Source organism: Acidocella facilis ATCC 35904, assembly GCF_000687875.1.
GTDB classification, from domain to species: Bacteria; Pseudomonadota; Alphaproteobacteria; order Acetobacterales; family Acetobacteraceae; genus Acidocella; species Acidocella facilis.
In genome coordinates this window covers 205,639-230,560 of record NZ_JHYG01000001.1, presented here as the reverse complement: position 1 = coordinate 230,560, position 24,922 = coordinate 205,639, and the positions used below count along the sequence as shown (strand labels likewise).

General features: G+C 63.6%; 22 protein-coding genes and 1 tRNA gene. 13 read left to right on the top strand and 10 right to left on the bottom strand.

The window, feature by feature from the left end; all coding sequences use genetic code 11:
- Positions 1–50: 50 nt before the first annotated feature.
- From T331_RS0101185 to T331_RS0101165, 5 genes are all read left to right on the top strand, one after another.
- Entirely contained in the window at positions 51–539 is a 489-nt protein-coding gene (locus T331_RS0101185) for a YcgN family cysteine cluster protein (protein WP_008492999.1), read from the top strand.
- On the top strand, positions 536–1,243 hold the full coding sequence (locus T331_RS0101180) for a M48 family metallopeptidase (protein ID WP_008492998.1): 708 nt from the start codon (positions 536–538) through the stop codon (positions 1,241–1,243). The genes T331_RS0101185 and T331_RS0101180 overlap by 4 nt, the downstream gene beginning before the upstream one ends.
- Before the next feature lie 70 nt (positions 1,244–1,313).
- Positions 1,314–2,324: a zinc-binding alcohol dehydrogenase family protein gene (locus T331_RS0101175; RefSeq protein WP_008492997.1), complete on the top strand. Its 1,011-nt coding sequence runs from the start codon at positions 1,314–1,316 to the stop codon at positions 2,322–2,324.
- 3 nt (positions 2,325–2,327) lie between these two features.
- Complete coding sequence (locus T331_RS0101170; protein ID WP_026438711.1) at positions 2,328–3,281, top strand: aldo/keto reductase; 954 nt, start codon at positions 2,328–2,330, stop codon at positions 3,279–3,281.
- 331 nt (positions 3,282–3,612) lie between these two features.
- Complete coding sequence (locus T331_RS0101165) at positions 3,613–4,677, top strand: sensor domain-containing diguanylate cyclase (RefSeq protein WP_081822078.1); 1,065 nt, start codon at positions 3,613–3,615, stop codon at positions 4,675–4,677.
- A 188-nt stretch (positions 4,678–4,865) separates the two neighbouring features.
- Here T331_RS0101165 and T331_RS0101160 read toward each other — a convergent pair whose 3' ends face one another.
- Entirely contained in the window at positions 4,866–5,342 is a 477-nt protein-coding gene (locus tag T331_RS0101160) for a GNAT family N-acetyltransferase (protein WP_035178712.1), read from the bottom strand.
- 82 nt (positions 5,343–5,424) lie between these two features.
- On the opposite strand from T331_RS0101160, the gene T331_RS0101155 reads away from it, so the two are divergent.
- A complete protein-coding gene (locus T331_RS0101155; protein WP_026438708.1) occupies positions 5,425–6,618 on the top strand; it encodes a PQQ-dependent sugar dehydrogenase in 1,194 nt (397 codons plus the stop codon).
- Here T331_RS0101155 and glnT read toward each other — a convergent pair whose 3' ends face one another.
- From glnT to T331_RS0101135, 4 genes are all read right to left on the bottom strand, one after another.
- Positions 6,619–7,920 (bottom strand): type III glutamate--ammonia ligase, encoded by a 1,302-nt coding sequence (glnT, locus tag T331_RS0101150; RefSeq protein ID WP_026438707.1) that lies wholly within the window; start codon positions 7,918–7,920, stop codon positions 6,619–6,621. It abuts the gene before it with no gap.
- 175 nt (positions 7,921–8,095) lie between these two features.
- On the bottom strand, positions 8,096–9,433 hold the full coding sequence (locus tag T331_RS0101145; protein WP_026438706.1) for an FMN-binding glutamate synthase family protein: 1,338 nt from the start codon (positions 9,431–9,433) through the stop codon (positions 8,096–8,098).
- Between the two features lie 2 nt (positions 9,434–9,435).
- Positions 9,436–10,128, bottom strand: coding sequence for a GltB/FmdC/FwdC-like GXGXG domain-containing protein (locus T331_RS0101140; protein ID WP_035178862.1), 693 nt, complete (start codon positions 10,126–10,128; stop codon positions 9,436–9,438).
- Between the two features lie 20 nt (positions 10,129–10,148).
- Positions 10,149–11,027: a class II glutamine amidotransferase gene (locus T331_RS0101135; protein WP_026438704.1), complete on the bottom strand. Its 879-nt coding sequence runs from the start codon at positions 11,025–11,027 to the stop codon at positions 10,149–10,151.
- A gap of 173 nt (positions 11,028–11,200) precedes the next feature.
- Here T331_RS0101135 and T331_RS0101130 point away from each other — a divergent pair, with 173 nt between their 5' ends.
- From T331_RS0101130 to T331_RS16905, 3 genes are all read left to right on the top strand, one after another.
- Positions 11,201–12,256: an NAD(P)-dependent alcohol dehydrogenase gene (locus T331_RS0101130; RefSeq protein WP_026438703.1), complete on the top strand. Its 1,056-nt coding sequence runs from the start codon at positions 11,201–11,203 to the stop codon at positions 12,254–12,256.
- Positions 12,257–12,377: 121 nt separating this feature from the next.
- Positions 12,378–12,452, top strand: a tRNA-Lys gene (locus T331_RS0101125).
- A gap of 35 nt (positions 12,453–12,487) precedes the next feature.
- Positions 12,488–13,138: a phosphorylase family protein gene (locus tag T331_RS16905; RefSeq protein ID WP_008492984.1), complete on the top strand. Its 651-nt coding sequence runs from the start codon at positions 12,488–12,490 to the stop codon at positions 13,136–13,138.
- Positions 13,139–13,230: 92 nt separating this feature from the next.
- Here T331_RS16905 and hpnH read toward each other — a convergent pair whose 3' ends face one another.
- Entirely contained in the window at positions 13,231–14,397 is a 1,167-nt protein-coding gene (gene hpnH / locus T331_RS0101115) for an adenosyl-hopene transferase HpnH (RefSeq protein WP_008492983.1), read from the bottom strand.
- Between the two features lie 12 nt (positions 14,398–14,409).
- The gene (gene ispH, locus T331_RS0101110; protein ID WP_008492982.1) at positions 14,410–15,363 is read right to left on the bottom strand and encodes a 4-hydroxy-3-methylbut-2-enyl diphosphate reductase; all 954 of its coding nucleotides are present in this window, start codon (positions 15,361–15,363) and stop codon (positions 14,410–14,412) included.
- Positions 15,364–15,681: 318 nt separating this feature from the next.
- On the opposite strand from ispH, the gene dxs reads away from it, so the two are divergent.
- The 4 genes from dxs to hpnJ are packed head-to-tail and all read left to right on the top strand — an operon-like array spanning position 15,682 to position 20,862.
- Entirely contained in the window at positions 15,682–17,613 is a 1,932-nt protein-coding gene (gene dxs / locus T331_RS0101105; RefSeq protein ID WP_035178709.1) for a 1-deoxy-D-xylulose-5-phosphate synthase, read from the top strand.
- 18 nt (positions 17,614–17,631) lie between these two features.
- Positions 17,632–18,243 (top strand): ABC transporter substrate-binding protein, encoded by a 612-nt coding sequence (locus T331_RS0101100; protein ID WP_026438701.1) that lies wholly within the window; start codon positions 17,632–17,634, stop codon positions 18,241–18,243.
- 34 nt (positions 18,244–18,277) lie between these two features.
- Positions 18,278–19,417, top strand: coding sequence for a bacteriohopanetetrol glucosamine biosynthesis glycosyltransferase HpnI (hpnI, locus tag T331_RS0101095; protein WP_026438700.1), 1,140 nt, complete (start codon positions 18,278–18,280; stop codon positions 19,415–19,417).
- A gap of 8 nt (positions 19,418–19,425) precedes the next feature.
- Positions 19,426–20,862 (top strand): hopanoid biosynthesis associated radical SAM protein HpnJ, encoded by a 1,437-nt coding sequence (gene hpnJ, locus T331_RS0101090; RefSeq protein ID WP_244876868.1) that lies wholly within the window; start codon positions 19,426–19,428, stop codon positions 20,860–20,862.
- A gap of 223 nt (positions 20,863–21,085) precedes the next feature.
- On the opposite strand, the gene T331_RS0101085 is transcribed toward hpnJ, so the two are convergent.
- The 3 genes from T331_RS0101085 to gyrA are packed head-to-tail and all read right to left on the bottom strand — an operon-like array spanning position 21,086 to position 24,865.
- Complete coding sequence (locus T331_RS0101085; RefSeq protein WP_211248657.1) at positions 21,086–21,574, bottom strand: peptidylprolyl isomerase; 489 nt, start codon at positions 21,572–21,574, stop codon at positions 21,086–21,088.
- A gap of 56 nt (positions 21,575–21,630) precedes the next feature.
- Positions 21,631–22,137, bottom strand: a complete 507-nt coding sequence (gene coaD / locus T331_RS0101080; protein WP_008492975.1) for a pantetheine-phosphate adenylyltransferase — start codon at positions 22,135–22,137, stop codon at positions 21,631–21,633.
- Complete coding sequence (gene gyrA, locus T331_RS0101075; protein WP_026438697.1) at positions 22,130–24,865, bottom strand: DNA gyrase subunit A; 2,736 nt, start codon at positions 24,863–24,865, stop codon at positions 22,130–22,132. Before gyrA ends, coaD begins: the two co-directional genes overlap by 8 nt.
- Positions 24,866–24,922 lie beyond the last annotated feature (57 nt).

The window sequence follows — 24,922 nt, the reverse complement described above, 5'->3', positions numbered from 1 at the left end:
CCGCAACGGGGCCCGCGCGCGCCTGCACAACTTGTCATGAAGCGGGCGGCATGGCGCGGCGCGGCGCGCTCCTGTATGTTGGCGGCATGGGATTCTGGCGTGAAAAAACTTTGGCGCAGATGAGCCGGGCGGAGTGGGAGTCGCTTTGCGATGGCTGCGGGCGCTGCTGCCTGCATAAATTGCGCGACGAGGATACAGACGAAATCGCCTTCACCAATGTCGCCTGCCGGCTGTTGAATGTGAATACCGCGCGCTGCCGGGATTATGCCAACCGCAAATCGCTGGTGCCCGATTGCGTGAAGCTGACCCCGAAGAAGCTGGAGAAAATGGACTGGCTGCCGCCGAGCTGCGCCTATCGGCTGGTGCATGAGGGCAAGGATCTGCCGGCCTGGCACCCGTTGCGCTCGGGCCGGGCGCAGAGCGTGATCGAGGCCGGGGCGTCGGTCGCCGGGCGCTGCCTGGATGAGCGCCAGGCCGGGCCGCTCGAAGACCATATCATGGACTGGCCGGGGCAGATGCCACGGCGCCGGCGCGCATGAGCCAGGAGCCCCTCACCACGGAGCTGGTGCCCGTGCAGGGGGCGCTGATCGCCGTTGCCTTCAAGCGTTCGGCCCGGGCAAAGCGGATTTCGCTGCGGGTGGACCCGGCCCAGGGGGTGGTGATCACGCTGCCGATGCGCGCCTCCCGCCGCGCCGGGCTGGCGTTGCTGCATGCGCATGAGGCATGGGTGAATGAGAAGCTGGAGGCCCTGCCCCAGCCCTTGCGCCTGACCCAAGGCGCGCTGGTGCCGGTGCATGGGCTGGCGCATGAGATCGTGCATCGCCCGGAGGGGCGCGGCGGCGCCTGGATCGAGGAGGGGCGGATCATCGTCACCGGCGAGGCGGAGTTTCTGGCGCGTCGCGTCGCGGACTGCCTGAAGCGCCTGGCCCGGCAGCGTTTGACCGCGATGGCCGCGGACATTGCCCGCGAGGCCGGGCTGCGGCCGAAGATCGTGCGGATCAAGGACACGCGCTCACGCTGGGGAAGCTGCGCGCCGGATGGCACGCTGGCTTTCTGCTGGCGGCTGATCTGTGCGCCTGAGCCTGTGCAGCATTATGTGGTGGCGCATGAGGTGGCGCATCTGCGCCATATGAATCACGGCCCGCATTTCTGGGCGCTGACCGAAACCCTCACCCCGCACAGGCAAGCCGCCACCGCATGGCTGGCCAGCGAGGGGGCGGGGCTGTTGCGCATCGGCGCATGAGTTCAAATGTAACATCGGATATGTCTTAGATATCAATGTCTAGCAGGCCAACTGAAGAGAAAGTCGTCCCATGAAAGCCGTTGCCTTTACCCATGCCCGCCCGATTACCTCCATGGATGCGCTGCAGGATGTCGATCTGCCGGTGCCCGTCCCCCGGCATCATGATCTGCTGGTCGAGATCAAGGCGGTTTCGGTCAATCCGGTCGATACCAAGATCCGCCAGTCGGCCGAGCCGTTGGGCGAGCCGCGGGTGCTGGGCTATGACGCCGCCGGGATCGTGCGCGCCATCGGCCCCGAAGTGCAGAATTTCTCCGTCGGCGACGAGGTGTTCTATGCCGGCGTGCCGGACCGCCAGGGCAGCAATGCCGAGTTCCAGCTCGTCGATGACCGCATCGTCGGCCATAAGCCGAAAAGCTTGAGCTTCGCGCAGGCGGCAGCCTTGCCGCTGACGGCGCTGACCGCCTGGGAGATGCTGTTCGAGCGCTTCCGCATCCCGCGCGACCAGCCGCATGGCGGCACCATGCTGGTGGTGGGGGCTGGCGGCGGTGTCGGCTCGATGGCCATTCAGCTCGCTGCGCAGCTCACCGACATGACCATCATCGCCACCGCCTCCCGCCCGGAGACGGCGGAATGGTGCCGCAGCCTAGGCGCGCACCATATCGTCAATCACCAGCATGATCTCGGCGCGCAGATTTTGCAGGCTGGCCTCAACCCGCCCGGCCATATTTTCTGCGTCGCGCATGTGAAGCAGCATTTCCACAAGCTGGTCGAGCTGCTGGCGCCGGAAGGTGCGGTCGGCATCATCGAATCCAATGCCGGCGAGCTGAATGTTTCGCCGCTGATCCGTAAAAGTGCCACGCTGCATACCGAATATGTCTTCACACGCGGGCTTTTGCACACACATGACATGAGCGTGCAGCACCGCACGCTGGAGGCCATCGCGCATCTCGTCGATAACGGCACGTTGAAGACGACGATGACCGAGAATTATGGCCCCATCAACGCGATAAACCTGATCCGCGCCCATGCCGCCCTGGAATCGGGGATGACGATGGGCAAGATCGTGCTGGAAGGATTCTGATTGATGGCGCTTCCCACCAAAATGCTCGGCCGCTCCGGCCTGGCGCTGCCGCCCGTGGTTCTGGGCGGCAATGTCTTCGGCTGGACCGCCGATATCAAAACCTCGCTCGATCTGCTGGACGCCGCGCTGGAGGGCGGGCTGAATGCGATCGACACGGCGGATATGTATTCCACCTGGGTCGAGGGGCATGAAGGTGGGGAGAGCGAGGCGATCATCGGCGCCTGGATGAAGGAGCGCAAAAACCGCTCCCAGGTGAAAATCCTCACCAAGGTCGGCATGGCGATGGGCCATCATCAGGCCAGCCTGTCCAAGGCGCGGATCTTCGCCGCCGTCGAGGCGTCGCTGACCCGGTTGCAGACCGATTATATCGATCTCTACCAGGCGCATCAGGACGATCCGGAAACGCCGCTGGAAGAGACGCTGGGAGCCTTCGCCGAGCTGATCAAGCAGGGCAAGGTGAAGGCGATCGGCGCCTCCAACTATACCGCGCCGCGCTTGAAAGCGGCGCTGGATGTGGCCAAGGCCAACAACCTGCCGCGTTATGAAAGCCTGCAGCCGCTCTATAATCTGATGGAGCGCCCGGCCTTCGAGGCTGAGCTGCAATCGCTCTGCATCGCCGAGGAGGTGGGCGCGATCAATTACTTCGCCCTGGCCGCTGGCTTTCTCAGCGGCAAGTACAAGAGCGAGGCGGATTGCGTCGGCCGGCGCGGGGAGAGCGCGAAAAAATATCTGGCGACGGCAAAGGGCAAGGCGGTGATCGCGGCGTTGCTGGCGCAGGCGCAGCGGATTGGCGCGGCGCCTTCCGAGGTGGCGATTGCCTGGTGCAGGGAGAAATCCGGCATCACCGCGCCGATTGCCAGCGCCACCAGCCTGAGCCAGATGCAATCGCTGATCCGCGCCGCGGCGCTTGAGCTGGATAAGGACAGCATCGCGGCGCTGGATGAAGCCAGCGCCTGAGGCGAGGCCTGGTTTGATGAAAGGCAATTAACCTACCGTTAATATCAGGCGCGCCTCCCGCCCGTCTCGGTTTTGAGGCGGCACGGCGGCTGCGCTCAATTTTTACCGCAACCACGACATAAGATGTCGGCGCGCCCGCCGCGCCGCCATCCGGTGGAAATCGCATCGCGCACTGAAAACTTCCGCGTGCAAACTACATTCACATCCGCGTGATGCCGGTTTTATCAAGCCAAAAAAACGCCAGAGCAAACGAGTTGGTCCTTGAAAGCCGTTCGGAAACGATACAATTTAACGCTGTGTTAACGCCGTTCTGGACGATGAGAGACTTCGCATGTGGACGAACCAACAGACGACGACGTCCAGCTTGCTGACGCCTGAGGGCGGGTATCTCAGCCTGGCCGAATCGCAGCGCCTGAAGGATCTCAACGCCCTCAATCTGCTCTACACCCCGGCCGAGGAGCGGTTTGACCGGATCACCCGGCTGACGGCGCGGGTGCTGCAGGCACCGATCGCCACGATCAGCTTCATCGCCGGCGACAAGCAATGGCTGAAATCCAGCGTCGGCATGCCGATGGCGGAAATTCCGCGCGAGCTGTCCTTCTGCGGCCATGCGATCGAGGCGCATCATCCGCTTATCATCCCCGATACCACGCAGGATGAGCGCTTCGCCCAAAACCCTCTGGTCACTGGCAACCCGAATGTGCGCTTTTATGCCGGCCAGCCGATTCATGCCGGGGCGCGCTCCTGCGTTGGCGCGCTCTGCGTGATGGATACGCTGCCGCGCCGCCCCAGCCGCGCCGGGCTGGACACGCTGCGCGATCTGGCGGTGATCGTTGAACGCGAGCTGACCCGGGTGATGCAGGGGTCTTTCCAGGAATCGCTGATCAAATCCCAGGACCCGCTGGCCCGGCGCGATTCGATCGACGGCTTGACGCAGATGTGGAAGCGCAATGTGATCATGGATCTGGCGCATCTGGAATGCGCGGCCGCCAGCCGGGGCTCGCCGCTCAGCCTGTTGCTGGTGGATATCGATCATCTGAACCAGATCAACGAGACATACGGCACCCAGGCGGGTGATACCGTGCTGTTCGACGTCGCCGCGCGGCTGCGCCAGAGCGTGCGCGAGGTGGATGTGATCGGCCGCTATGGCGCGGGCACCTTCCTGGTGCTGCTGCGCGCCGGCATCATCGATTCCAAGCTGGTGGCGGAGCGCATCCGCGAGGCGGTGGCGCGCCACAGCGTGCCGGGGATGGACATGCCGATCACGGTGAGCATCGGCGTGGCGGCGGCGAAGACCGTCTCCCCTTCCCCCGCGCTGCTGATCAGCGCCGCCGACAAGGCGATGCGTCAGGCCAAGGAGAATGGGCGCAATCTGGTGGAAAGCGTGCTGCTGTAGACATTTTACCGCCCCGGACCCGCTTGGTGCATATTGAGACGGAATCCGGGACAGCCCTGAACAGTTCCGCGGCGCTCGAGCGAGATGGGTTTACACCCACGCGCTCTACTCATGTTTTGGCGAGCAATTTCATGGGTTTATCTTGACGCACGCGCGTCAACTCAAACGCATATTGCGCTCCGCTGACCTCAAAGCGTTTTTACGAAATATCTGACGGCTTTGCCGTTGGGCAGCTTGGCCTGGCCGGCCAGTGAAAACCCGAAACGGGCGTGGAACGCGTCCGAGGCCGGATTTGGCGGATCCTCATTCACCTCGCACACCGCGATCGTATGGCCGGCCAGACGCGCCTGCTGGAACAGCGCATCATACAGCGCCACCCCATGGCCCCGGCCGCGCGCGGCCTTCGCGGTCACCACCCGGTCGATATAGACGAATTTCAAAAACCGTTGCTTGAACCAGAGGAAATTCGGCGAATCATAATCCGCGTCCTGATCGAAGGCGATCAGCAGGGCCTCACTGTCATTGATCGAGGCGGCGTAAAAAGCCCGCTCCAGCAGCAAGGCGAAGCGGGCTTCATCCGCCGCCGAAAGCTCCTGCGCGTGTTCGTTATTGAGCGTCAGCAAAGCTGAAAAATGCGGCGTATCGGTGGAAAGACGTGTAAGCATGCCTGACAATTGGCCGACACCTCGCCCCTGACAAGAGCCATATTTCAACGAAGCTCTGCGAAATTTGCGTGAAAGGAACGCCATGAACCGGCTTCTTAGTCTGCTCCTGCTCTGCCTGCCGTTGCGCGCGCTGGCGGCGCCCCCTTATCACCCCCAGGGCAGCTGCGCCGGCTTTCCGCGCCTTGATCTCGCCAGCCTGCCCGGCACCTGCGTCGGGCTGGTGGCCAAGGGGTTGCGCTTTCCGCGCGGCCTCGCCGTGGTCGGGCATGATGTCTATGTCGTGGAGATGGGCGGCTGGGTGAAGGGGCGCGGCGCGCTGCTGCGTTTCACCGATGACGGCACGGCGCCGCCGCAAACCCTGCTCACCGGGCTGGACGAACCGAACGGCATCGCGGTTGCCCCGGATGGCACGATCTATCTCGGGCTGCTCGGGCGCGTTGCCCGGCTGCGGCTTTCGGGCGGCAAGGCGACGCTGGAGGATGTGATCACCGGCCTGCCCGATACCGGCCGCCATCCGCTGACCGCCCTGGTGGCCGAGCCGGACGGCGCGCTGGACATCAATATCGGCTCGGCCACGAATAATTGCGAAGGGCCGGGCAAAACCCCGCCCGACCCCGCGAAACCCTGCCCGGAAACCGCCGCCACCCCGCCGCGTGCGAGCATCGCGCGCATCATGCCCCAGCCCGGCAAGGTCTTGCGGTTTCAGGACGCGCAGATCCTCGCCACCGGCCTGCGCAATTCCATGGGGCTGGCGATCCTGCCGGACGGCAAGCTGGCGGCGGCGGTCAATGCGCGGGATTTCATCAACCTGGCCGACCCGAATCTCTCCGACGAGACCGAACCGCGCGACACGCTGGATATCATCACGCCCGGCGCGGATTATGGCTGGCCCTATTGCTTCGACGCGAACCGCCCCAGCCCGGAATATCCACACTTCGATTGCGCGAAAATGACCGCACCCAGCGTCCTGCTCGCGCCGCACGCCGCCCCTCTGGGGCTGCTGGTCTATCGCGGCGCCGCGATTCCGGCGCTGAAAGATACGCTGCTGATCCCCTATCACGGCTATCGCGCGCAAGGGCACCGGCTGATGGCGATGACGCTGAACGCCCAGGGCCTGCCGGAAGGCCAGCCCTGGCAGGTGATCTGGGGCTGGGCGGGTACGCCGGGCCAGGCGCCGATGGGCAGCCCGGTCTCACTCGCGGAGCTGCCGGATGGCAGCGTGCTGATCACCGAGGACCATAATGGCACGCTGCTGCGGCTTGCCCCGGCGGGTTGATCAGCAATCCAGCGTCGCCTGGCGCTCCCAGTCCGAGAGATACGCCGCGTAGGCGTTCCATTCGCCATGCTTGAGCTTGGTGTAGGCAGAGACGAAGCCCTCGCCCAACGTTGCCTTCAGCGTGTCATTTGCCTCCAGCGCGCGCAGCGCGTCCAGCAGGTTCAGCGGCAGTTTCTTGGCGTCCTTCACCAGATGGCCGTCCGTGTACATGTTGATATCCAGCCGCTTGCCCGGATCGGTCTGTTTGGCGATGCCATCCAGCCCCGCCGCCAGGATCGAAGCCTGCAGCAGATACGGGTTCACCGCCCCATCCGCCAGCCGCATCTCAAAGCGCCCCGGCTCGGGGATGCGGATCATATGGGTGCGGTTATTGCCGGCATAGGTCACGGTGTTCGGCGCCCAGGTGGCCCCGGAAATTGTCCGCGGCGCGTTGATGCGCTTATAGCTGTTCACCGTCGGGTTGGTGATCGCCGCCAGCGCGTCCGCATGCTGGATCACGCCGCCAATGAAATGATAGCCGAGCTGCGAGACGCCCAGCTCGCCCGTCTCATCCTCAAACAGATTCTCCTTGCCCTTCCACAGCGAGACATGGCTGTGGCAGCCCGAGCCGGTGAGGCCCAGGAACGGCTTGGGCATGAAGGTGGCGCGCAACCCATGCTTCTCGGCGATGGATTTGGCCATGAATTTGAAGAACACATGCCGGTCGGCGGTCAGCAGCGCCTCGTCATAATGCCAGTTCATCTCGAACTGGCCGTTCGCGTCCTCATGGTCGTTCTGGTAGGCCTCCCAGCCGAGTTCCTGCATCGCATCGCAGATCTCGGTGATCACGTCATAGCGGCGCAGCAGCGCGCCGGCGTCGTAACAGGGCTTGCTGCCGGTATCGAGCGCGTCCGAAATCGCCTGGCCATCCGGCGTGGTGAGAAAGAACTCGCACTCCACCCCGCTTTTCATCAGGAACCCGGCCTTGTCCGCCTGGGCGATGACGCGCTTGAGCACGTTGCGCGGCCCCTGCTCCACCTTCTGCCCGTCCATATAGATGTCGGAGGCCAGCCAGCCGACCTCCTTCTTCCAGGGCAGCACGGTCAGGGTTTCCGGGTCCGGCAGGGCGAACATGTCGGAATCCGCAGGCGACATATCGAGCCAGGTGGCAAATCCCGCGAACCCGGCGCCGTTCTTCTGCATGCCCGCGATGGCGGAAGCCGGCACCAGCTTGGCGCGTTGGCTGCCGAACAGATCCGTGTAGGAAATCAGAAAATATTTGAGGCCGAGTTCTTTCGCCTTTTCGGCAAGCTTGATCGCCATCGTCGTCCCTTGCTTGGTGTTGTGTCTGGTGGAGCAAGCTGTGTGACTATTGTCCCGGTTTTGTCGGGTATTTTTAGAAATTATCGCAAAAGTTTTTTGGGGCCGCTTTTTTTCAAAAAAGCGGCGAAAACGTTCGGGGCGGTGGCGACGTCGTCGCCAACACCCCGAACCTTCATCAGCCCCCCTTCCCCGGGATCCAGCTCGTCCCCGCCAGCGGCACCTGCGCCATGGCGGAGGCCTCCAGCGTCAGCGCCACCAGATCCTCGGGCTCGAGATTATGCAGATGGCTCTTGCCGCAGGCCCGCGCGATGGTCTGCGCCTCCAGGGTCAGCACCGAGAGGTAATTCGCCAACCGCCGCCCGGCCTTCACCGGGTCCAGCCGCGCCGCCAAAACCGGGTCCTGGGTGGTGATGCCGGCCGGGTCGCGCCCTTCATGCCAGTCATCATAGGCCCCGGCGGTGGTGCCGAGCTTGCGGTATTCCTCCTCGAACTCCGGGGAGTTGTCGCCAAGCGCCACCAACGCCGCGGTGCCGATCGCCACCGCATCCGCGCCCAGCGCGATCGCCTTGGCCACATCCGCCCCGGTGCGGATGCCGCCGGAGACGATCAGCTGCACCTGCCGGTGCATACCCAGATCCTGCAGCGCCTGCACCGCCGGGCGAATGGCGGCGAGGATGGGAATGCCGACCTGCTCGATGAACACTTCCTGTGTGGCCGCGGTGCCGCCCTGCATGCCATCCAGCACCACCACATCGGCCCCGGCCTTCACCGCCAGCGCGATGTCGTAATAAGGCCGCGAGGCGCCGACCTTCACATAGATCGGCTTCTCCCAATTGGTCAGCTCGCGCAGCTCCAGGATCTTGATCTCCAGGTCATCCGGCCCGGTCCAGTCCGGATGCCGGCAGGCGGAGCGCTGGTCGATCCCTTCCGGCAGATTGCGCATCTTGGCCACGCGCGGGGAGATTTTCTGCCCCAGCAGCATGCCGCCGCCGCCCGGCTTCGCGCCCTGGCCGACCACCACCTCGATCGCATCCGCCTTGCGCAGATCAGCGAGATTCATGCCGTAGCGCGAGGGCAGATATTGATAGACCAAGGTCTGCGAATGGCCGCGCTCCTCCGGCGTCATCCCGCCATCGCCGGTGGTGGTGGAGGTGCCCACCGCGGTAGCCCCGCGCCCCAGCGCCTCCTTGGCATTGCCCGAGAGCGCGCCGAAGGACATGCCGGCAATCGTCACCGGAGTTTTCAGATGAATCGGCTTTTTGGCAAAGCGCGTGCCGAGCACGACATCCGTGCCGCATTTCTCGCGATAGCCTTCCAGCGGATAGCGCGACATCGAGGCGCCAAGGAAGAGCAGATCATCGAAATGCGGCAGCTTGCGCTTGGTGCCGCCGCCGCGGATGTCATAGATGCCGGTGGCGGCGGCGCGCTGGATCTCGGCGATGGTATGCGGATCGAAGGTCGCGGAAAAGCGCGGCTTGGTCTGCGGAATTTGGGAGAACGGCGTGTCGTTCATGGTCAGTACGCCCCGGCATTATCGACATGGAAATGATACAGCGTGCGCGCCGAGCCATAGAGGGTGAATTCCTCCGGCTTCGCCGCCACACCGGCGCGTTGCAGAAGATCGCTGAGAATGGCGGCATCTTCCGCGCCCATCTGTTTCTTCTCGCAATCCGCACCCAGGCTCTTCACGCTGCCCTTCACGAACAGCCGCGCCTCATACAGCGAATCCCCCAGCGCATCCCCGGCATCGCCGCAGACCACCAGATTGCCGCTCTGCGCCATGAAGGCGCTCATATGGCCGACATTGCCTTTCACCACGATATCGATGCCCTTCATCGAAATCCCGCAGCGCGCCGAGGCATTGCCGTCGATGATCAGCAAGCCGCCATGCGCGGTGGCACCGGCCGACTGGCTGGCATCGCCTTTCACATGCACGCGGCCAGACATCATGTTTTCCGCAACCCCGGTGGCGGCATTGCCATTGATGGTGATGGCGGCGCCATCATTCATCCCCGCCGCATAATAGCCGGCATGGCCGTCGATCAGCACCTGTACCGGGGTGGTGATGCCCACCGCCAGCGCATGCGCGCCGCGCGGGTTGGCGATCCTCCAGGCGGTCTGGTTGGTGCCGCCGGGTAAGGTTTGCAGCTTCTCATTCAGCTCCCGCAGCGGGGCCGCGGCGAGATCAAACATAATCGTATCTTCCATGGTTTTTTCCAACGCCGAACTCATGCCGCGCGCTCCCAGAAATAGACGCGCCCCGGTTCCGGCTCGAACAGATGCGCCGCCTCGATGCCCGGCAGATCCGCCAGCGCGCGATATTCCGAGGCGAAGGCGACATAATCATCCGTCTCCGCCATCACCGCCGGCTTGCAGGAAACCGGATCGCGCAGCACGCCGAAACCGGTCTCGGTGCCGACGACAAAATTATAGAACCCGTCGAGATCTTCCAGCGCCTGCGTCAGCGCCGCATCCAGCTTGGCGCCTTCGCGCAATTTGTAGGAGAGATAGCCCGCCGCCACCTCGGTATCATTCTGGGTGGCGAAATTGATGCCTTCGCGCATCAGCCGGCGGCGCACATCATTATGGTTGGAGAGCGAGCCATTATGCACCAGGCATTGATCCGCCCCGGTGGAGAAAGGATGCGCGCCTTCCGTGGTCACCGCCGATTCGGTCGCCATGCGCGTATGGCCGACCGCATGGCTGCCGGCCATACCGGCCAGCCCGAAGCGCGCGCCAACCTCTTCCGGCAGGCCGATGCCCTTGAACAGCTCGATGCGATTGCCGACGGAGACCACGATAATCTCCGGCATCTTCGCCAAGGCGTTGCGGAGTTCGGCCGCTTTCTCCTGGGCCAGGCTCAGCACCGCATGGTCGTCATGCACCGACAGGCTGGCGCCGAAGCGGGCCGCGAATCCGGCCATGTCAAACCCCGCCGGCGCGCGCAGGGTGAATTTCACCTGGCCCGGCGCCGCCGCGCCATAAATCGCAAACCCGGCGGAGTCAGGCCCGCGCTCGGTCAGCACATTCAGCATTTGGCTCATCAGCGCGCCCAGCTGCGGCTCCAAAGCTGAGTTCTTCAGAAATAATCCGGCAATCCCACACATCTGCGCAACCTGCTCCTTTCCGCTGCGCGCAGGTTATCCAAGGGTTTTGATGCCGTCAACTTGTAAGAACAAAGATTTCTTAAAAGGAAACTGAACGCGTCGGCCGGCGCTTTGGTTGAATCGGGTTTTCCCGGGGCCATATCCTCTCGGATTTTTAACCCCGGGAGATTCATATGCTTATTTGCACCGGTTACGGCGCCGCCAGCCCCACTGAGGCGCTGGCCCCCCTCACCTTCAATCGCCGCGATGTCGGCCAGAATGATATTGAAATCGAAATTGAATATTGCGGTGTCTGCCATTCGGACATCCATTTCGCCCGCGATGAATGGCATTTCACCCAGTACCCCGCCGTGCCGGGCCACGAGATCGTCGGCCGGGTGAAGAGTGTCGGCCCTGGCGTCACCAAATATAAAGTCGGCGAGCGCGTTGGCGTCGGCTGCATGGTCAATAGCTGCCGCACCTGCCCCTCCTGCCAGGAAGGGCTGGAGCAATATTGCGCCGAGGGCCTGACCGGCCAGACCTATGGCGGCACCGACAAGGTGATCAACGAGCCCTCCAAGGGCGGCTATTCGGACAAGATCGTGGTGGATGAGAATTTCGTCCTGCGCATCCCGGAAAATCTCGACCCGGCCGCCGCCGCGCCGCTGCTGTGCGCCGGCATCACCCTCTATTCGCCGCTGCGCCATTGGGGTGCCGGGCCGGGCAAGAAGGTCGGCATCATCGGCCTCGGCGGGCTCGGCCATATGGGTGTGAAGCTGGCCCATGCGATGGGGGCTGAAACCGCGCTGTTCACCACCTCCGCCAGCAAGGTTGCGGATGCCAAGCGCCTGGGTGCGAGCCTGGTCATCCTCTCCAAGGATGAGGCGCAGATGGCCGAACATGCCGAGAGCTTCGATTTGATCATCGACACCGTTTCCGCCAGCCATGATCTCAGCCCCTTCTTCGGGCTACTGAAGCGCGATGCGACCATGGTGCAGGTGGGCGCGCCCGAGCATCCGCTGCCGATCTCGGTGTTCCCGCTGCTGATGCGCCGGCGCAGCTTCGCCGGCTCGATGATCGGCGGCATCAAGGAAACCCAGGAGATGCTGGACTTCTGCGGCAAGCACAACATCACCGCGGATGTGGAGATGATCAATATCCAGCAGATCAACGAAGCGTATGAGCGGATGCTGAAATCGGACGTGAAATACCGCTTCTGCATCGACATGAAGAGCCTGAAGGCGGCCTGAGCCAACGCGGCGCGCCTTTCATCGAGGCGCGCCGTTTTCGCCCGGCAATGGGTTGACTTCATACGGCGAAAAATGGTTTTTGCGCCTCACCGTGCGGCGCCGCCCCACGGGACCTTGGTAAGAGCCTGTAGCTCAGTGGTAGAGCATCCGACTTTTAATCGGACGGCCGTGGGTTCGACCCCCACCGGGCTCACCAAGCGGATCTCAATGCGGCATATTTCGGAATTCTGAATGGACCGTGCCAAAATCGGCATCGTGACGGGCCTGCAGGCGGAAGCTCAATGGCTCCGCGATGCGGGATTCACGGTGATGATTGGCGGCGGCACGCCGCTTGGCGCGCGCAAGGCCGCTGAGGCGCTGGTGGATGAACAAGGCGTGCTGGGGCTGCTCAGTTTCGGCCTGGCCGGCGGGCTGCAAAAGGGCCTCAAGCCCGGCCGCATCCTGGTGCCCTCCGCGATTCAGGCCGGCCTGCTCACCTTCCCTTGCGATTACCGGCTGCTGGAGTTCCTCGGCGGCCCGCTCGCCGGCCCGATTCTCGGCTGGCACAAAATCGTCACCAGCGCCGAGGAAAAGCAGTTGCTCAGCCAGCGTTATCACGTTGCGGCGGTGGATCTGGAATCCGGCGCGGTGGCGGAGGTGGCCAAGGAGCGGGAACTGCCATTCGCGGTGCTGCGCGCCGTGGCCGATCCGGCGGAGCGCGACCTGCCGCCCGCCGCTTTGGTGGCGCTGAAGGCCGATGGCAAGTTGGACGGCATGGCCCTGGCCCGCTCCATCCTGCGCCAGCCCCGGCAAATTCCAGGCCTGATCAAAGTCGGCCGCGACGCCGCCGCCGCCCGCAAAGCCCTGATAAACTGGGTCAAAACCCTGCCCGAAAAAATCTAGCCCGAAACGCTCACGCGCCCCGGGCCAAAAATCGCAAAAGTTTTTGAGGGGGTCTGGGGGATGTTTTTCCAAAAACATCCCCCAGCCTTACCTCACTCCGCCGGCTGCGCCGCCGCCTGGCGCGCCGCCTTGGCGGCATGGATCTCGGCCATCTTGCTGTCCACGTGCCGGGTAAACACGTTGAAATCGGCCTTGCGGGCCTTATCCAGCGGAATATCCTTGGCCATGGCGCCCTCGGTCTTGATGCCCTTCAGCGCGACCTTGGCAATCTGCCAGGGGCGCTTGATGGAATCCATCACCGCCGTGGCCTCAAAACCGGAATGCACCATGCAGTCGGAGCATTTCTCGTAATTGCCCACACCGTATTTATCCCAGTCGGTGCTGTCCATCAGCTCCTGATAGGTCTTGGCGTAGCCCTCGCCGAGCAGGTAGCAGGGGCGCTGCCAGCCGAACACGTTGCGGGTCGGGTTGCCCCAGGGGGTGCAGGCGTAAGACTGGTTGCCGGCCAGGAAGTCCAGGAACAGCGGGGACTGGGTGAATTTCCACACCTTGCCGCGCTTCTTGCTCTCCTTGCCACGGCGGAACACCGCGCGGAACAGCTCCTTGGTGCGCTGGCGGTTGAGGAAATGCTCCTGGTCCGGGGCGCGCTCATAGGCATAGCCCGGCGAGGTCATCACCCCTTCAATGTCCAGATCCGCGACCATGTCGAAGAACGCCGCAACCCGGTCCGGGTCGGCGCCATCGAACAATGTGCAGTTGATGGAGGTGCGGAAGCCCTTGGATTTGCTGAGCTTCAGCGCGTCGATCGCGCGCTCATAGACGCCATCCTGGTCGACGGAGCGGTCATGCATCTCCTTGTCGCCATCCAGATGGATGTCCCAGCAGAAATTCTTGTGCGGCTTGTACTGGTCGATCTTCTTCTCCAGCAGCAGCGCGTTGGTGCACAGGATCACGAACTTGCCCATCTTCAGATAGGCCTCGACGATCTGCGGCATTTCCTTGTGCAGCAGCGGCTCACCGCCGGCGATGGCGATGATCGGGGCCGGGCATTCCTCGGCCGCCTTGATCGCATCTTCCAGCGAGATGCGCTGGTTGAGGATCTCGTTCGGGTAATCGATCTTGCCGCAGCCCTGGCAGGCCAGATTGCAGCGGAACAGCGGCTCCAGCATCAGCACCAGCGGGTAGCGCTTATTGCCCTTGAGATGCTGCTTGAGAATATAGCCGCCAACGCGGACGGCCTGGTTCAACGGTACACCCATATTTGGTTATCCTTAAACTTCAGCCACTTCAGCGGGCAATTTAAACTTCACATCTTCCGGCGTGCCGGCCAGCAGCTCGATCTCGACCTGGCCGAACCGGCGCATCCCGTCGATCACACCTTGCACCAGCACCTCCGGCGCGGAGGCGCCGGCGGTCAGCCCCACCTTGGCCACGCCATGGAACCATTCCGGCTGCAGGGCGGCGGCATCGTCGATGAGATAGGCCGGGCGGCCCAGCTCCGCGCCGATTTCACGCAGGCGGTTGGAGTTGGAAGAATTTTTGCTGCCCACCACCAAAATCAAGTCCACCAGCTCGGCCAGCTGATGCACCGCCTCCTGGCGGTTCTGGGTGGCATAGCAGATATCCTTGACATCCGGGCCGACAATCGCCGGGAAACGCGCGCTGAGCGCGGCGATGATGCCGCGCGTATCGTCGACGGACAGCGTGGTCTGGGTGATGTAGGAGAGCTTTTCCGGGTCCTTGACCTCCAGCGTCTCCGCATCCTCGACCGTCTGCACCAGATACACGGTGCCGTCGATCTGGCCGATCGTGCCTTCCACCTCTGCGTGCCCGGCATGGCCGATCAGCACAATTTCACGGCCTTGCGCGGCGTAGCGGCGGCCTTCGGCATGCACCTTGGCCACCAGCGGGCAGGTCGCGTCGATCACCGGCAGCTCTCGGTCGGCGGCGGCCTGCACCACTTTGCGGGCGACGCCATGGGCGGAGAACACGGTCCAGGCGCCTTCCGGCACCTCGTCCAGTTCATCCACGAACACCGCGCCGCGCGAGCGCAGATCCTCGACGACGTGGCGGTTATGCACGATTTCGTGGCGCACATAGATCGGCGGGCCGAATTTGGTCAGCGCCCGTTCGACAATGTCGATCGCCCGCTCCACCCCGGCGCAGAAGCCGCGGGGCTGCGCCAGAATGACCCGCAATGTTTTCGGGGGCTGTGAACCGTCCATGTTTTCTCAATCCTGTCTGCTGGCTGTTGCCCGCGCGTCACGCCGCAACGCATTCTCGCACAGCAATAAGTCATTGCCTCCACAATCCGCAAGCGTGCACATAGTATAAGCTTGCATCTCAGGCGGCGGCTGCGGAATGGCAGCCTCCTGTTTCGGTTGGGGGCTTCTGGCTTTTCGGCGCCCGGTCGCCTATGTGTGAGGGATGTATAAATAATAGCCCCGCCGCGAATCGGGTGGAGCGTTTATGAATAGGTTAGAGCGTATGACAGGGACCACCATGGGCAAAGCAGCGCGGACGCAAAACGGAGCTTGTTGCTGATGCCCCCGAAAACCCCCCTGCTCGACCGGGTGAATGTGCCTGCAGACCTGCGCAATTTCTCGATCGAGCAGCTGAAACAGCTGGCGGACGAGCTGCGCGCCGAGACCATCGATACCGTCTCCGTCACCGGTGGCCATCTGGGCTCCTCGCTCGGCGTGGTCGAGCTGACCGTCGCCATCCATGCCGTGTTCGACACCCCGCGCGACCGGCTGATCTGGGATGTCGGGCATCAATGCTACCCGCATAAAATCCTCACCGGCCGGCGCGATCGCATCCGCACGCTGCGCCAGCCGGGCGGGCTGTCCGGCTTCACCCGCCGCTCCGAGAGCGAGTACGACCCGTTCGGCGCCGCCCATTCCTCCACCTCGATCTCCGCCGGGCTCGGCATGGCCGTGGCTCGCGACCTGAAAAAAGAGGAGGACCCGCGTAACGTCATCGCCGTGATTGGCGACGGCTCGATGTCCGCCGGCATGGCCTATGAGGCGATGAATAATGCCGGGGCGATGCGCTCGCGCCTGATCGTGGTGCTGAACGACAATGACATGTCGATCGCCCCGCCGGTCGGCGCGATGAGCGCCTATCTCTCCACCTTGATCTCCTCGCGCAGCTTCATGAGCCTGCGGGATTTCGCCGCCAAGATGGCCAAGCGCTTCCCCCGCCCGATCGAGCGCACCGCCCGCAAGGCCGAGGAATATGCCCGCGGCATCCTCACCGGCGGCACTCTCTTCGAGGAGCTGGGCTTCTATTATGTCGGCCCGATCGACGGGCATAATATGGAGCATCTGATGCCGGTGCTGCGCAATCTGCGCGATTCGGAAGCGAATGAGCCGGTGCTGCTGCATATCGTGACGCAAAAGGGCAAGGGCTATGCCCCGGCCGAGGCCGCCGCCGACAAATATCACGGCGTGCAGAAATTCAACGTGGTCACCGGCGAGCAGAAAAAGGCGCCGCCCGGCCCGCCGACCTATACCTCCGTTTTCGCCAAGGCGCTGATCGCAGAGGCCGAGGCGGATCCCGCCGTGGTTGCGGTCACCGCCGCGATGTCGCCGGGCACCGGGCTGGACAAGTTCGAGGCGAAATTCCCGGACCGCATGTTCGATGTCGGCATCGCCGAGCAGCATGCAGTCACCTTCGCCGCCGGCATGGCGACCGAAGGGCTGAAGCCCTTCTGCGCCATCTATTCCACCTTCCTGCAGCGCGGCTACGACCAGCTGGTGCATGACGTGGTGCTGCAGAGCCTGCCCGTGCGCTTCGCCATGGACCGCGCCGGCCTGGTCGGCGCGGACGGCGCCACCCATGCCGGCGCCTATGACCTCGCCTTCCTCGGCCCGATGCCGCGCATGGTGATCATGGCCCCGTCCGACGAGGCCGAGCTGATGCATGCCGTGGCCACCGCCGCCGCCATCGATGACCGCCCCTCCGCCTTCCGCTATCCGCGCGGCGAGGGTCTGGGCATCGAGCTGCCGGCGCGCGGCACGCCGTGGGAGATCGGCAAGGGCCGCATCCTGCGCGAGGGCGGCAAGGTTGCCATACTCGTGCTCGGCACCCGCCTGCAGGACGCGCTGAACGCCGCTGACCAGCTCGCCGCCAAGGGCTTCCCCGCGACAGTCGCGGATGCGCGCTTCATGAAGCCGCTGGATACCGATCTGATCGACCAGCTCGCCCGCCATCACGAGGTGCTGATCACCATCGAGGAAGGGGCCGCCGGCGGCTTCGGCGCGGCGGTGGCGCATCACCTCGCCTGGAGCGGCGCTTTCGATAAGGGGCTGAAATTCCGCCCGATGACGCTGCCGGACCGGTTGATCGACCATAACAGCCCGGCCGCGCAGATGATCGAAGCCGGGCTGACGGCGCAGGATATCGCCACCCACGCGCTGACCGCGCTCGGGTTGCAATCTTTCCATGATTTTGTCGCGATGCCGGCGCAATAGGTCTCCTATATGAAGCGCATGAAACATTCACTCCGCTTCACGGCGCTGGCGCTCAGCGCCAGCCTCGCTTTCACCCCCTGCGCCTTCGCGGCCGGTTCCGCCGCCAGCGCGCCTGTCTCCACGCTGGACACCGCGCTCATCGCCTCGATGAAGTCGGCAAAGAGCCAGGGCTTCCAGGCCCGCTACCAGGCGCTCGCCCCGGTGGTGGAGAAAGCCTATAACCTGCCGGAAGTGACGAAGAATTCCGTCGGCTTCCTGTGGTCCACCCTGCCGGCGGACCAGCAGAAAGAGCTGATCGAGCTGTTCACCCAGTTCACCATCACCAGCTATGTCGCCGAGTTCAACGGCTATAGCGGCCAGACCATCACCATCCTGCCCGAGGAAAAGAGCCTGGGCGGTAAGAAGATCGTCGAAACCAAGCTGGCCTCGCCCGGCGATACCGGGGTTGAGATCGATTATGTGGTGGCGCAAGGCTCGAATGGCTGGCAGATCGAGGATGTGCTGCTGAATGGCACCATCAGCCAGGTCGCCGTGCACGCCTCGGACTTCGCCTCGCTGGTGAAATCCGGCGATGCCTCGCAGCTGATCGCGGCGCTGAAGACCAAGATCAAAGCCCTGCAAGCGAGCTAATTCCCTTCCCTTCTGTTCGGTAAACGCGCCTCCTTTGCAATTTCTGGCTTTACTCACCGCTCTGTTCGCCCTTGTCGGGGTGGTGCAGCTTTTCCTGGGCGCGCGTCTGACCGAGCGTTTCTGTGCCCCCCGGCCCCGCCGCGACTCCGCGGCGCGGCCGGGTGTCACCGTGCTGAAGCCGCTGCATGGCGATGAAATCCTCAGCGAGGTGGCGCTGGAATCCTTCTTTTTGCAGGATTATCCGGACTACCAGCTGGTCTTCGGGGTGCAGAGCCAGGATGACCCGGTGCTGCCGCTGCTCGGCCGCTTGCGCAAACGCCATCCTGAGCGCGACGTGGCGCTGATGGTCAACGACACCCCGCATGGCCGCAACCGCAAGATCGCAAACCTCATAAATATGCGCCCGCTTGCCCGGCATGAGCTGCTGGTGATTTCGGATGCGGATGTGCATGTGCCGCCGCATTTCCTTTCGGATGTCGTCGCCGCGCTGGAGACGCCCGGTGTGGGGCTGGTGACCAGCCTCTATACCGGCCTGCCCGGCAACCGGGACCTCCCGGCTCTGCTCGGCGCCATGCAGATCAACCAGGGTTTCCTGCCCGGCGTGTTGCTGGCCCGTGAGCTCGGCCGGCAGGATTGCCTGGGCGCGACCATGGCCATCCGCAAGAGCCTGCTGACCCGCATCGGCGGGCTGGAGGCGCTGGCCGACCATCTGGCGGACGACCAGCTGCTCGGCCGCAAGGTGCTGGCGGCGGGCGAGCGCGTGGCGCTGGCGCCGGTCATCCCCGCCACCACCGTGCCGGAAGAGAGCTTCGCCAGCCTGTTCAGCCATGAGCTGCGCTGGGCCCGCACCATCCGGGCGCTGGAGCCGCTGGGCTTTGCCGCCTCGGTGTTGCAGATCCCGCTGCTCTGGGCGGCCCTCACTCTGGTTTTCTCCGGCTTCGGGCTGTGGAGCCTGGCGCTGTTCCTGCTGGTGTGGGCGGCGCGGGTGGTGCTGGGCTGGCGGATCGAGGCGGCGCTGCGCATCGCCCGCACGCGAGAGATCTGGCTTTATCTGTTGCGTGATTTCTTCAGCACGATCATTTATATAGCCGGCTTCATGGGCAACCGCGTCGTCTGGCGCGGCCAGTCCATGGCCGCCGATAAGGGCCATCCAGCCCCTGGTTCGAGAGAGTGAGTGACAAAATGACGATGAAAACCCTGTTTCTGCAGCCACCCTCCTTCGATGGCTTCGATGGCGGCGCGGGCTCTCGCTACCAGGCCAAGCGCGAGATCAAGAGCTTCTGGTTCCCGACCTGGCTGGCCCAGCCCGCGGCCCTGCTGCCGGACTCCACCCTGATCGATGCCCCGCCGGCGAAGCTGACCATGGCGGATGTGCTCCCGCACGCCACCACCCACCAGCTGCTGATCATCCACACCTCCACCCCTTCCTTCGCCAATGACGTGAAGGTGGCGGAAGAGTTCAAGAAGCTGAACCCGGCGATGATGGTCGGCTTCATCGGCGCCAAGGTCGCGGTGCAGCCGGTGGAGAGCCTGGAGCGCGCCCCGGTTCTGGATTTCGTCTGCGGCAATGAGTTCGATTTCACCATCAAGGAAATCGCCGAGGGCAAGCCCCTGCCGGAGGTGCTCGGCATCTGGTGGCGCAACGGCAATGGCGAGATCGTGAAGAACGAGGACCGCCCGCTGCTGATGGATATGGACGAGCTGCCCTTCGTCGTCGACGTGTACAAGAAGCATCTGCGGATGGAGGATTACTTCATCGGCTATCTGAAGCACCCCTACATCTCCATCTATACCGGTCGCGGCTGCAAATCCCATTGCACCTTCTGCCTGTGGCCGCAGACGGTGGGCGGGCATAAATACCGCACCCGTTCCGTGGGCAACGTGATCGCCGAGGTCAAGCGCGCCATCGAGCTGTTCCCGAATGTTCAGGAAATCATGTTCGATGACGACACCTTCACGGATAACCTGCCGCGCGCCGAGGAGATCGCCCGCGAGCTTGGCAAGCTGAAGATTTCCTGGTCCTGCAACGCCAAGGCCAATGTGCCCTACAGCACGCTGAAAGTGCTGAAGGAGAACGGTCTGCGCCTGCTGCTGGTGGGGTATGAATCCGGCAACCAGCAGATTCTGCACAACATCAAGAAGGGTTTGCGCGTCGATGTCGCCAAGCGCTTCACCGCGGATTGCCACAAGCTCGGCATCAAGATCCACGGCACCTTCATCGCCGGCCTGCCGGGCGAGACGCAGGAGACGCTGAAGGAAACCATTGCATTCGCCAAGGAGATCAACCCGCACACCATCCAGGTGTCGCTGGCCGCCCCTTATCCAGGCACCTTCCTGTATAATCAGGCGGTGCAGGAAGGCTGGCTGGATGTGGCGAATGCCGAGCTGATCGACGAGCATGGCGTGCAGATCGCGCCGCTGCATTATCCGCATCTCTCCCACAAGGAGATTTTCGATTCGGTGGAGACGCTGTATCGCGAATTCTATTTCCGCCCGTCGAAGATCCTGTCGATCCTGAAGGAAATGGCGCTCTCGCCGCAGATGCTGGTGCGCCGCCTGCGCGAGGGGCTGGAGTTCAAGGCCTTCCTGAAAGAGCGTCAGGAAACCAAACTGGCGTAAAAAAGTTTTTGGTGCCGCTTTTTTCAAAAAGCGGCGTCCCCAAAACCCCAAGGCGCTCAACGCGCCTTGGGGTTTTTCATGCCCGGCCGCCGGAGAAGGTCAATGCCTTCGCCGCGCCCTCCATCAATCCCCAAGGCACGGGCATTAAAAAACCCGGAGGGCATCGAGCCCTCCGGGTTTTTGGTTTGCACCCTTTTTGAAAAAAGGGCGCCCCCAAAAACGTTTACGCTACGACCATCTTAATGATGGAATCCGGATCCTGCACGGAGCCCGAAGAGCCCGAGCCCTTCTTGATCTGCTGCACGGCATCCATGCCCGCCGTCACCTGGCCGACGATGGTGTACTGCCCATCCAGCCAGCTGCACGGATCGAAGCAGATGAAGAACTGGCTGTTCGCCGAATTCGGATCCTGGGTGCGCGCCATGCCCACCGTGCCGGTGAGGAAGCTCGCATCCTGGGTGAATTCCGCCGGCAGGTTCGGCAACTGGCTGCCGCCGGTGCCGGTGTTGGTCGGATCGCCGGTCTGCGCCATGAAGCCGGCGATGACGCGGAAGAATTTGCAGCCATCATAAAAACCCTGCGCGGTCAGCGTGCGCAGCCGTTCAGCCGCAAGCGGCGCCAGGTCCGGGCGCAGCGTGATGGTGACGTCGCCATATTTCAGCGTCATCTTCAGGTTGTTAGAGGCCGTGGTCTCGGCCATCGCGTCGCTCATGGTAGCTCCCGTCAGCAATGTAGCGGTTGTGGCAGTGATAAAGGTGCGGCGGGTGGTCATGCTTTCCCCTTCAGTTTTGCCTGGGTGGCCTCACAGGTCTGCTTCGGCACGAAGCTGGAAATATCGCCGCCGAACGCGGCGATATCCTTCACGAACCGCGAGGAAATGAACTGATGCGTCTCGCTCGCCATCAGAAACACCGTCTCGATCTTGGAATCCAGCCGGTAATTCATCCCGGCCATCTGAAACTCATAATCGAAATCGGACACCGCGCGCAGGCCCCGGACAATCATGCCGGCTCCCACCTCGCGGGCGAAATCGATCAGCAGGGAGGAAAACGGATATACCTCAACCGTAATCCCCACCTTTTCCGCAATCCCCGCCACCTCGGCGCGGACCAGTTCGACGCGCTCCTCCAGGCTGAAAATCGGCCCCTTGCCGATATTCACCGCCACCCCGATCACCAGCCTGTCCACCAGCCGCGCCGCGCGGGTGATGATGTCCAGATGCCCGTTAGTGATCGGATCGAAGGTGCCCGGATAGAGGGCGACGCGTTCAGGCATCGGCGGTTTCCCCAGGCTCCGCCTGCTCATCGTCCAACACCGGGAAGACGGAGGTGACGCGCTCATCATCATCGAGCCGGAACAAGGTCACACCCATCGCGGTGCGGCCGGTGAGGCGCACCTGGTCCGCCGGCACGCGGATCAGCCGCCCGCCATTGGTCACCAGCATCACATCATCGCCCGGGCGCACCGCGAAGCTCGCCGCCACGGCGGTGCCGTTGCGCTTGGCATTCAGCGTGATGTTGGCCACACCCTGGCCGCCACGGCCGGTGACGCGATATTCGTAGGCCGAAGAGCGCTTGCCAAAGCCGGAATCGGTGACGGTGAGCAGAATTTCTTCCGCCTCGCCAAGCTCCTTAATCTTCTCTTCAGAAATCGCGATCTCAGCCACCGCCTCGTCGCTCTCTTCCGGCGCCGCGCCCTCTTCATCCGCCGCCGCATTGCGCTGCTTCAGATAGGCCGCGCGCTCTTCCACACTGGCCTCGACATGGCGCAGCACGCACAGGCTCATCACCTCGTCATCCTTGCCCAGCCTGATGCCGCGCACACCGGTGGAATCCCGCCCGGAGAACACACGCAGCGTCTCATCGCTGATCTGGAAGCGGATGCAGCGCCCCAGCTTGGTGGCGAGGAACACATCATCCCCATCCCGGCAGGTGGCGACACCGATGAGGTGATCGCCCTCATCCAGCTTCATCGCAATCAGCCCGGAAGCGCGGACATTGCGGAAATCCGAAAGCTTGTTCCGGCGCACATTGCCCGAGGAGGTGGCGAAGACCAGATGCAGATTTTCCCACAGGCTCTCATCCTGCGGCAGCGGCAGCACCGTGGTGATCTGATCAGACCCCAGCTCCGGCAGCAGATTGACCAAGGCCCGGCCTTTGGTATTCGCGGCGGCCTCCGGCAGACGCCAGATTTTCTCGCGATACACCTTGCCGCCCGAGGAGAAGAACAGCACGAATTGATGCGTATGGGCGTTGAAGCTGCGGGTGACGATGTCATCCCCGCGCGTCGCCGCCGCCGAGCGCCCGCGCCCGCCGCGATTCTGCTGGCGGAATACCTCCAGCGGGGTGCGCTTGATGAAGCCGTCGCGGGTGAGCGTAATCACCATCTGCCCCGGCTCGATCAGGCTTTCATCGTCCAGATCCGCGTCCAGATCCTCGATCGAGGATTTGCGCGCGCTGCCGATCTTGTCCTTCGCCGCGACGATCTCCTGCTGCATCACCTCCAGCCGGCGGATGCGGCTGCCGATGATGTCCAGGAATTCCTTGATCTTTTCTGAAACTTCCGCGAGCTCGGCCTGGATTTTCTCACGCTCCAGCCCGGTGAGGCGGGCGAGACGCAACTCCAGAATGCCGCGCGCCTGCGCCTCGGTCAGCTTGATGGTGTTGTTGTCCGCCACCGCATTGCCGGAATCATCCACCAGCGCCAGCAGCGGCAGCACATCATCCGCCGGCCAGTCCCGCGCCATCAAGGCCGCGCGCGCCGCGTTGGAATCAGGCGCGGCGCGGATGAGGCGGATCACCTCATCGATATTCGCCACGGCGATGCCAAGCCCGATCAACAGATGCGCGCGGTCACGCGCCTTGTTGAGGTCGAACCGCGCCCGGCGGAGGATCACCTCCTCGCGGAATTCGATGAACAGGCGAAGCAGCTCGCGCAACCCCATCTGCCGCGGCTTGCCGCGATCCAGCGCCAGCATGTTGATGCCGAAGCTCTGCTGCAGCGAGGTCAGGCGGTAGAGCTGGTTCAGCACCACCTCGCCGGTGGCATCGCGCTTCAGCTCGATGACGATGCGCATGCCTTCGCGATCCGACTCATCGCGCAGATCCGCGATGCCTTCGATCTCCTTGGCCCGCACCAGCTCGGCGATGCGCTCCAGCAGCGTCGATTTATTCACCTGATACGGAATCTCGGTGACGATGATTGCGTCACGATCCTTGCGGATCTGCTCGATCGTCGCGCGCGAGCGCATGATGATGGAGCCGCGCCCGGTCTCGTAGGCATTGCGAATGCCGGAGCGGCCGAGAATGATGCCGGCGGTCGGGAAATCCGGGCCAGGCACGATTTTCATCAGCTCTTCCAGCGTGATTTCCGGATTGGAAATCATCGCCAGCACCGCATCCATGATCTCGGTGGGGTTGTGCGGCGGGATATTGGTCGCCATGCCCACCGCGATGCCGCCGGCGCCATTGATCAGCAGATTCGGGAAAGCGGCGGGCAGAACCTTCGGCTCCTGCTCGCTTTCATCGTAGTTGGCCTGGAAATCGACAGTGTCCTTGTCAATATCGGCCAGCAGCAGCATCGCCGGCGGGGCCAGGCGCATTTCGGTATAACGCGAGGCGGCGGGGTTATCGCCGTCGATGGAGCCGAAATTGCCCTGGCCGTCGATCAGCGGCAGGCGCATGGAGAAATCCTGCGCCAGACGCACGCCGGCCAGATACACCGCCTGGTCGCCATGCGGATGGTATTTACCGAGCACGTCGCCGGTCATACGGGCGGATTTGCGGTAGGGCTTGTCGGGCGTGTTGTTCGCCTCGTTCATCGCGTACAGAATACGGCGATGAACCGGCTTCAGCCCGTCCCGCGCATCGGGGAGCGCGCGCGAGACGATGACGGACATGGCGTAATCCAGGTAGGATTTACGCATCTCCTGCTCGATGGAAACCGGCTCCTGCCCGCGCGGCGTCAGCGGCCCCGCGCCCGGCTCGTCGGTGATCTCGCTCATGTCAGCGCAGAGTCGCGGTGGGGCCCGTTTGCCGTGCCGGCAGACAGGACGAAGATA

Excerpts from the sequence above, each read along its gene's own strand:
- T331_RS0101185 (WP_008492999.1), top strand. The coding sequence starts at position 51 with ATGGCGCGGCGCGGCGCGCTCCTGTATGTTGGCGGCATGGGATTCTGG.
- T331_RS0101180 (WP_008492998.1), top strand. The coding sequence starts at position 536 with ATGAGCCAGGAGCCCCTCACCACGGAGCTGGTGCCCGTGCAGGGGGCG.
- T331_RS0101175 (WP_008492997.1), top strand. The coding sequence starts at position 1,314 with ATGAAAGCCGTTGCCTTTACCCATGCCCGCCCGATTACCTCCATGGAT.
- T331_RS0101170 (WP_026438711.1), top strand. The coding sequence starts at position 2,328 with ATGGCGCTTCCCACCAAAATGCTCGGCCGCTCCGGCCTGGCGCTGCCG.
- T331_RS0101165 (WP_081822078.1), top strand. The coding sequence starts at position 3,613 with ATGTGGACGAACCAACAGACGACGACGTCCAGCTTGCTGACGCCTGAG.
- T331_RS0101160 (WP_035178712.1), bottom strand. The coding sequence starts at position 5,342 with ATGCTTACACGTCTTTCCACCGATACGCCGCATTTTTCAGCTTTGCTG.
- T331_RS0101155 (WP_026438708.1), top strand. The coding sequence starts at position 5,425 with ATGAACCGGCTTCTTAGTCTGCTCCTGCTCTGCCTGCCGTTGCGCGCG.
- glnT (WP_026438707.1), bottom strand. The coding sequence starts at position 7,920 with ATGGCGATCAAGCTTGCCGAAAAGGCGAAAGAACTCGGCCTCAAATAT.
- T331_RS0101145 (WP_026438706.1), bottom strand. The coding sequence starts at position 9,433 with ATGAACGACACGCCGTTCTCCCAAATTCCGCAGACCAAGCCGCGCTTT.
- T331_RS0101140 (WP_035178862.1), bottom strand. The coding sequence starts at position 10,128 with ATGGAAGATACGATTATGTTTGATCTCGCCGCGGCCCCGCTGCGGGAG.
- T331_RS0101135 (WP_026438704.1), bottom strand. The coding sequence starts at position 11,027 with ATGTGTGGGATTGCCGGATTATTTCTGAAGAACTCAGCTTTGGAGCCG.
- T331_RS0101130 (WP_026438703.1), top strand. The coding sequence starts at position 11,201 with ATGCTTATTTGCACCGGTTACGGCGCCGCCAGCCCCACTGAGGCGCTG.
- T331_RS16905 (WP_008492984.1), top strand. The coding sequence starts at position 12,488 with ATGGACCGTGCCAAAATCGGCATCGTGACGGGCCTGCAGGCGGAAGCT.
- hpnH (WP_008492983.1), bottom strand. The coding sequence starts at position 14,397 with ATGGGTGTACCGTTGAACCAGGCCGTCCGCGTTGGCGGCTATATTCTC.
- ispH (WP_008492982.1), bottom strand. The coding sequence starts at position 15,363 with ATGGACGGTTCACAGCCCCCGAAAACATTGCGGGTCATTCTGGCGCAG.
- dxs (WP_035178709.1), top strand. The coding sequence starts at position 15,682 with ATGCCCCCGAAAACCCCCCTGCTCGACCGGGTGAATGTGCCTGCAGAC.
- T331_RS0101100 (WP_026438701.1), top strand. The coding sequence starts at position 17,632 with ATGAAACATTCACTCCGCTTCACGGCGCTGGCGCTCAGCGCCAGCCTC.
- hpnJ (WP_244876868.1), top strand. The coding sequence starts at position 19,426 with ATGACGATGAAAACCCTGTTTCTGCAGCCACCCTCCTTCGATGGCTTC.
- T331_RS0101085 (WP_211248657.1), bottom strand. The coding sequence starts at position 21,574 with ATGAGCGACGCGATGGCCGAGACCACGGCCTCTAACAACCTGAAGATG.
- coaD (WP_008492975.1), bottom strand. The coding sequence starts at position 22,137 with ATGCCTGAACGCGTCGCCCTCTATCCGGGCACCTTCGATCCGATCACT.
- gyrA (WP_026438697.1), bottom strand. The coding sequence starts at position 24,865 with ATGAGCGAGATCACCGACGAGCCGGGCGCGGGGCCGCTGACGCCGCGC.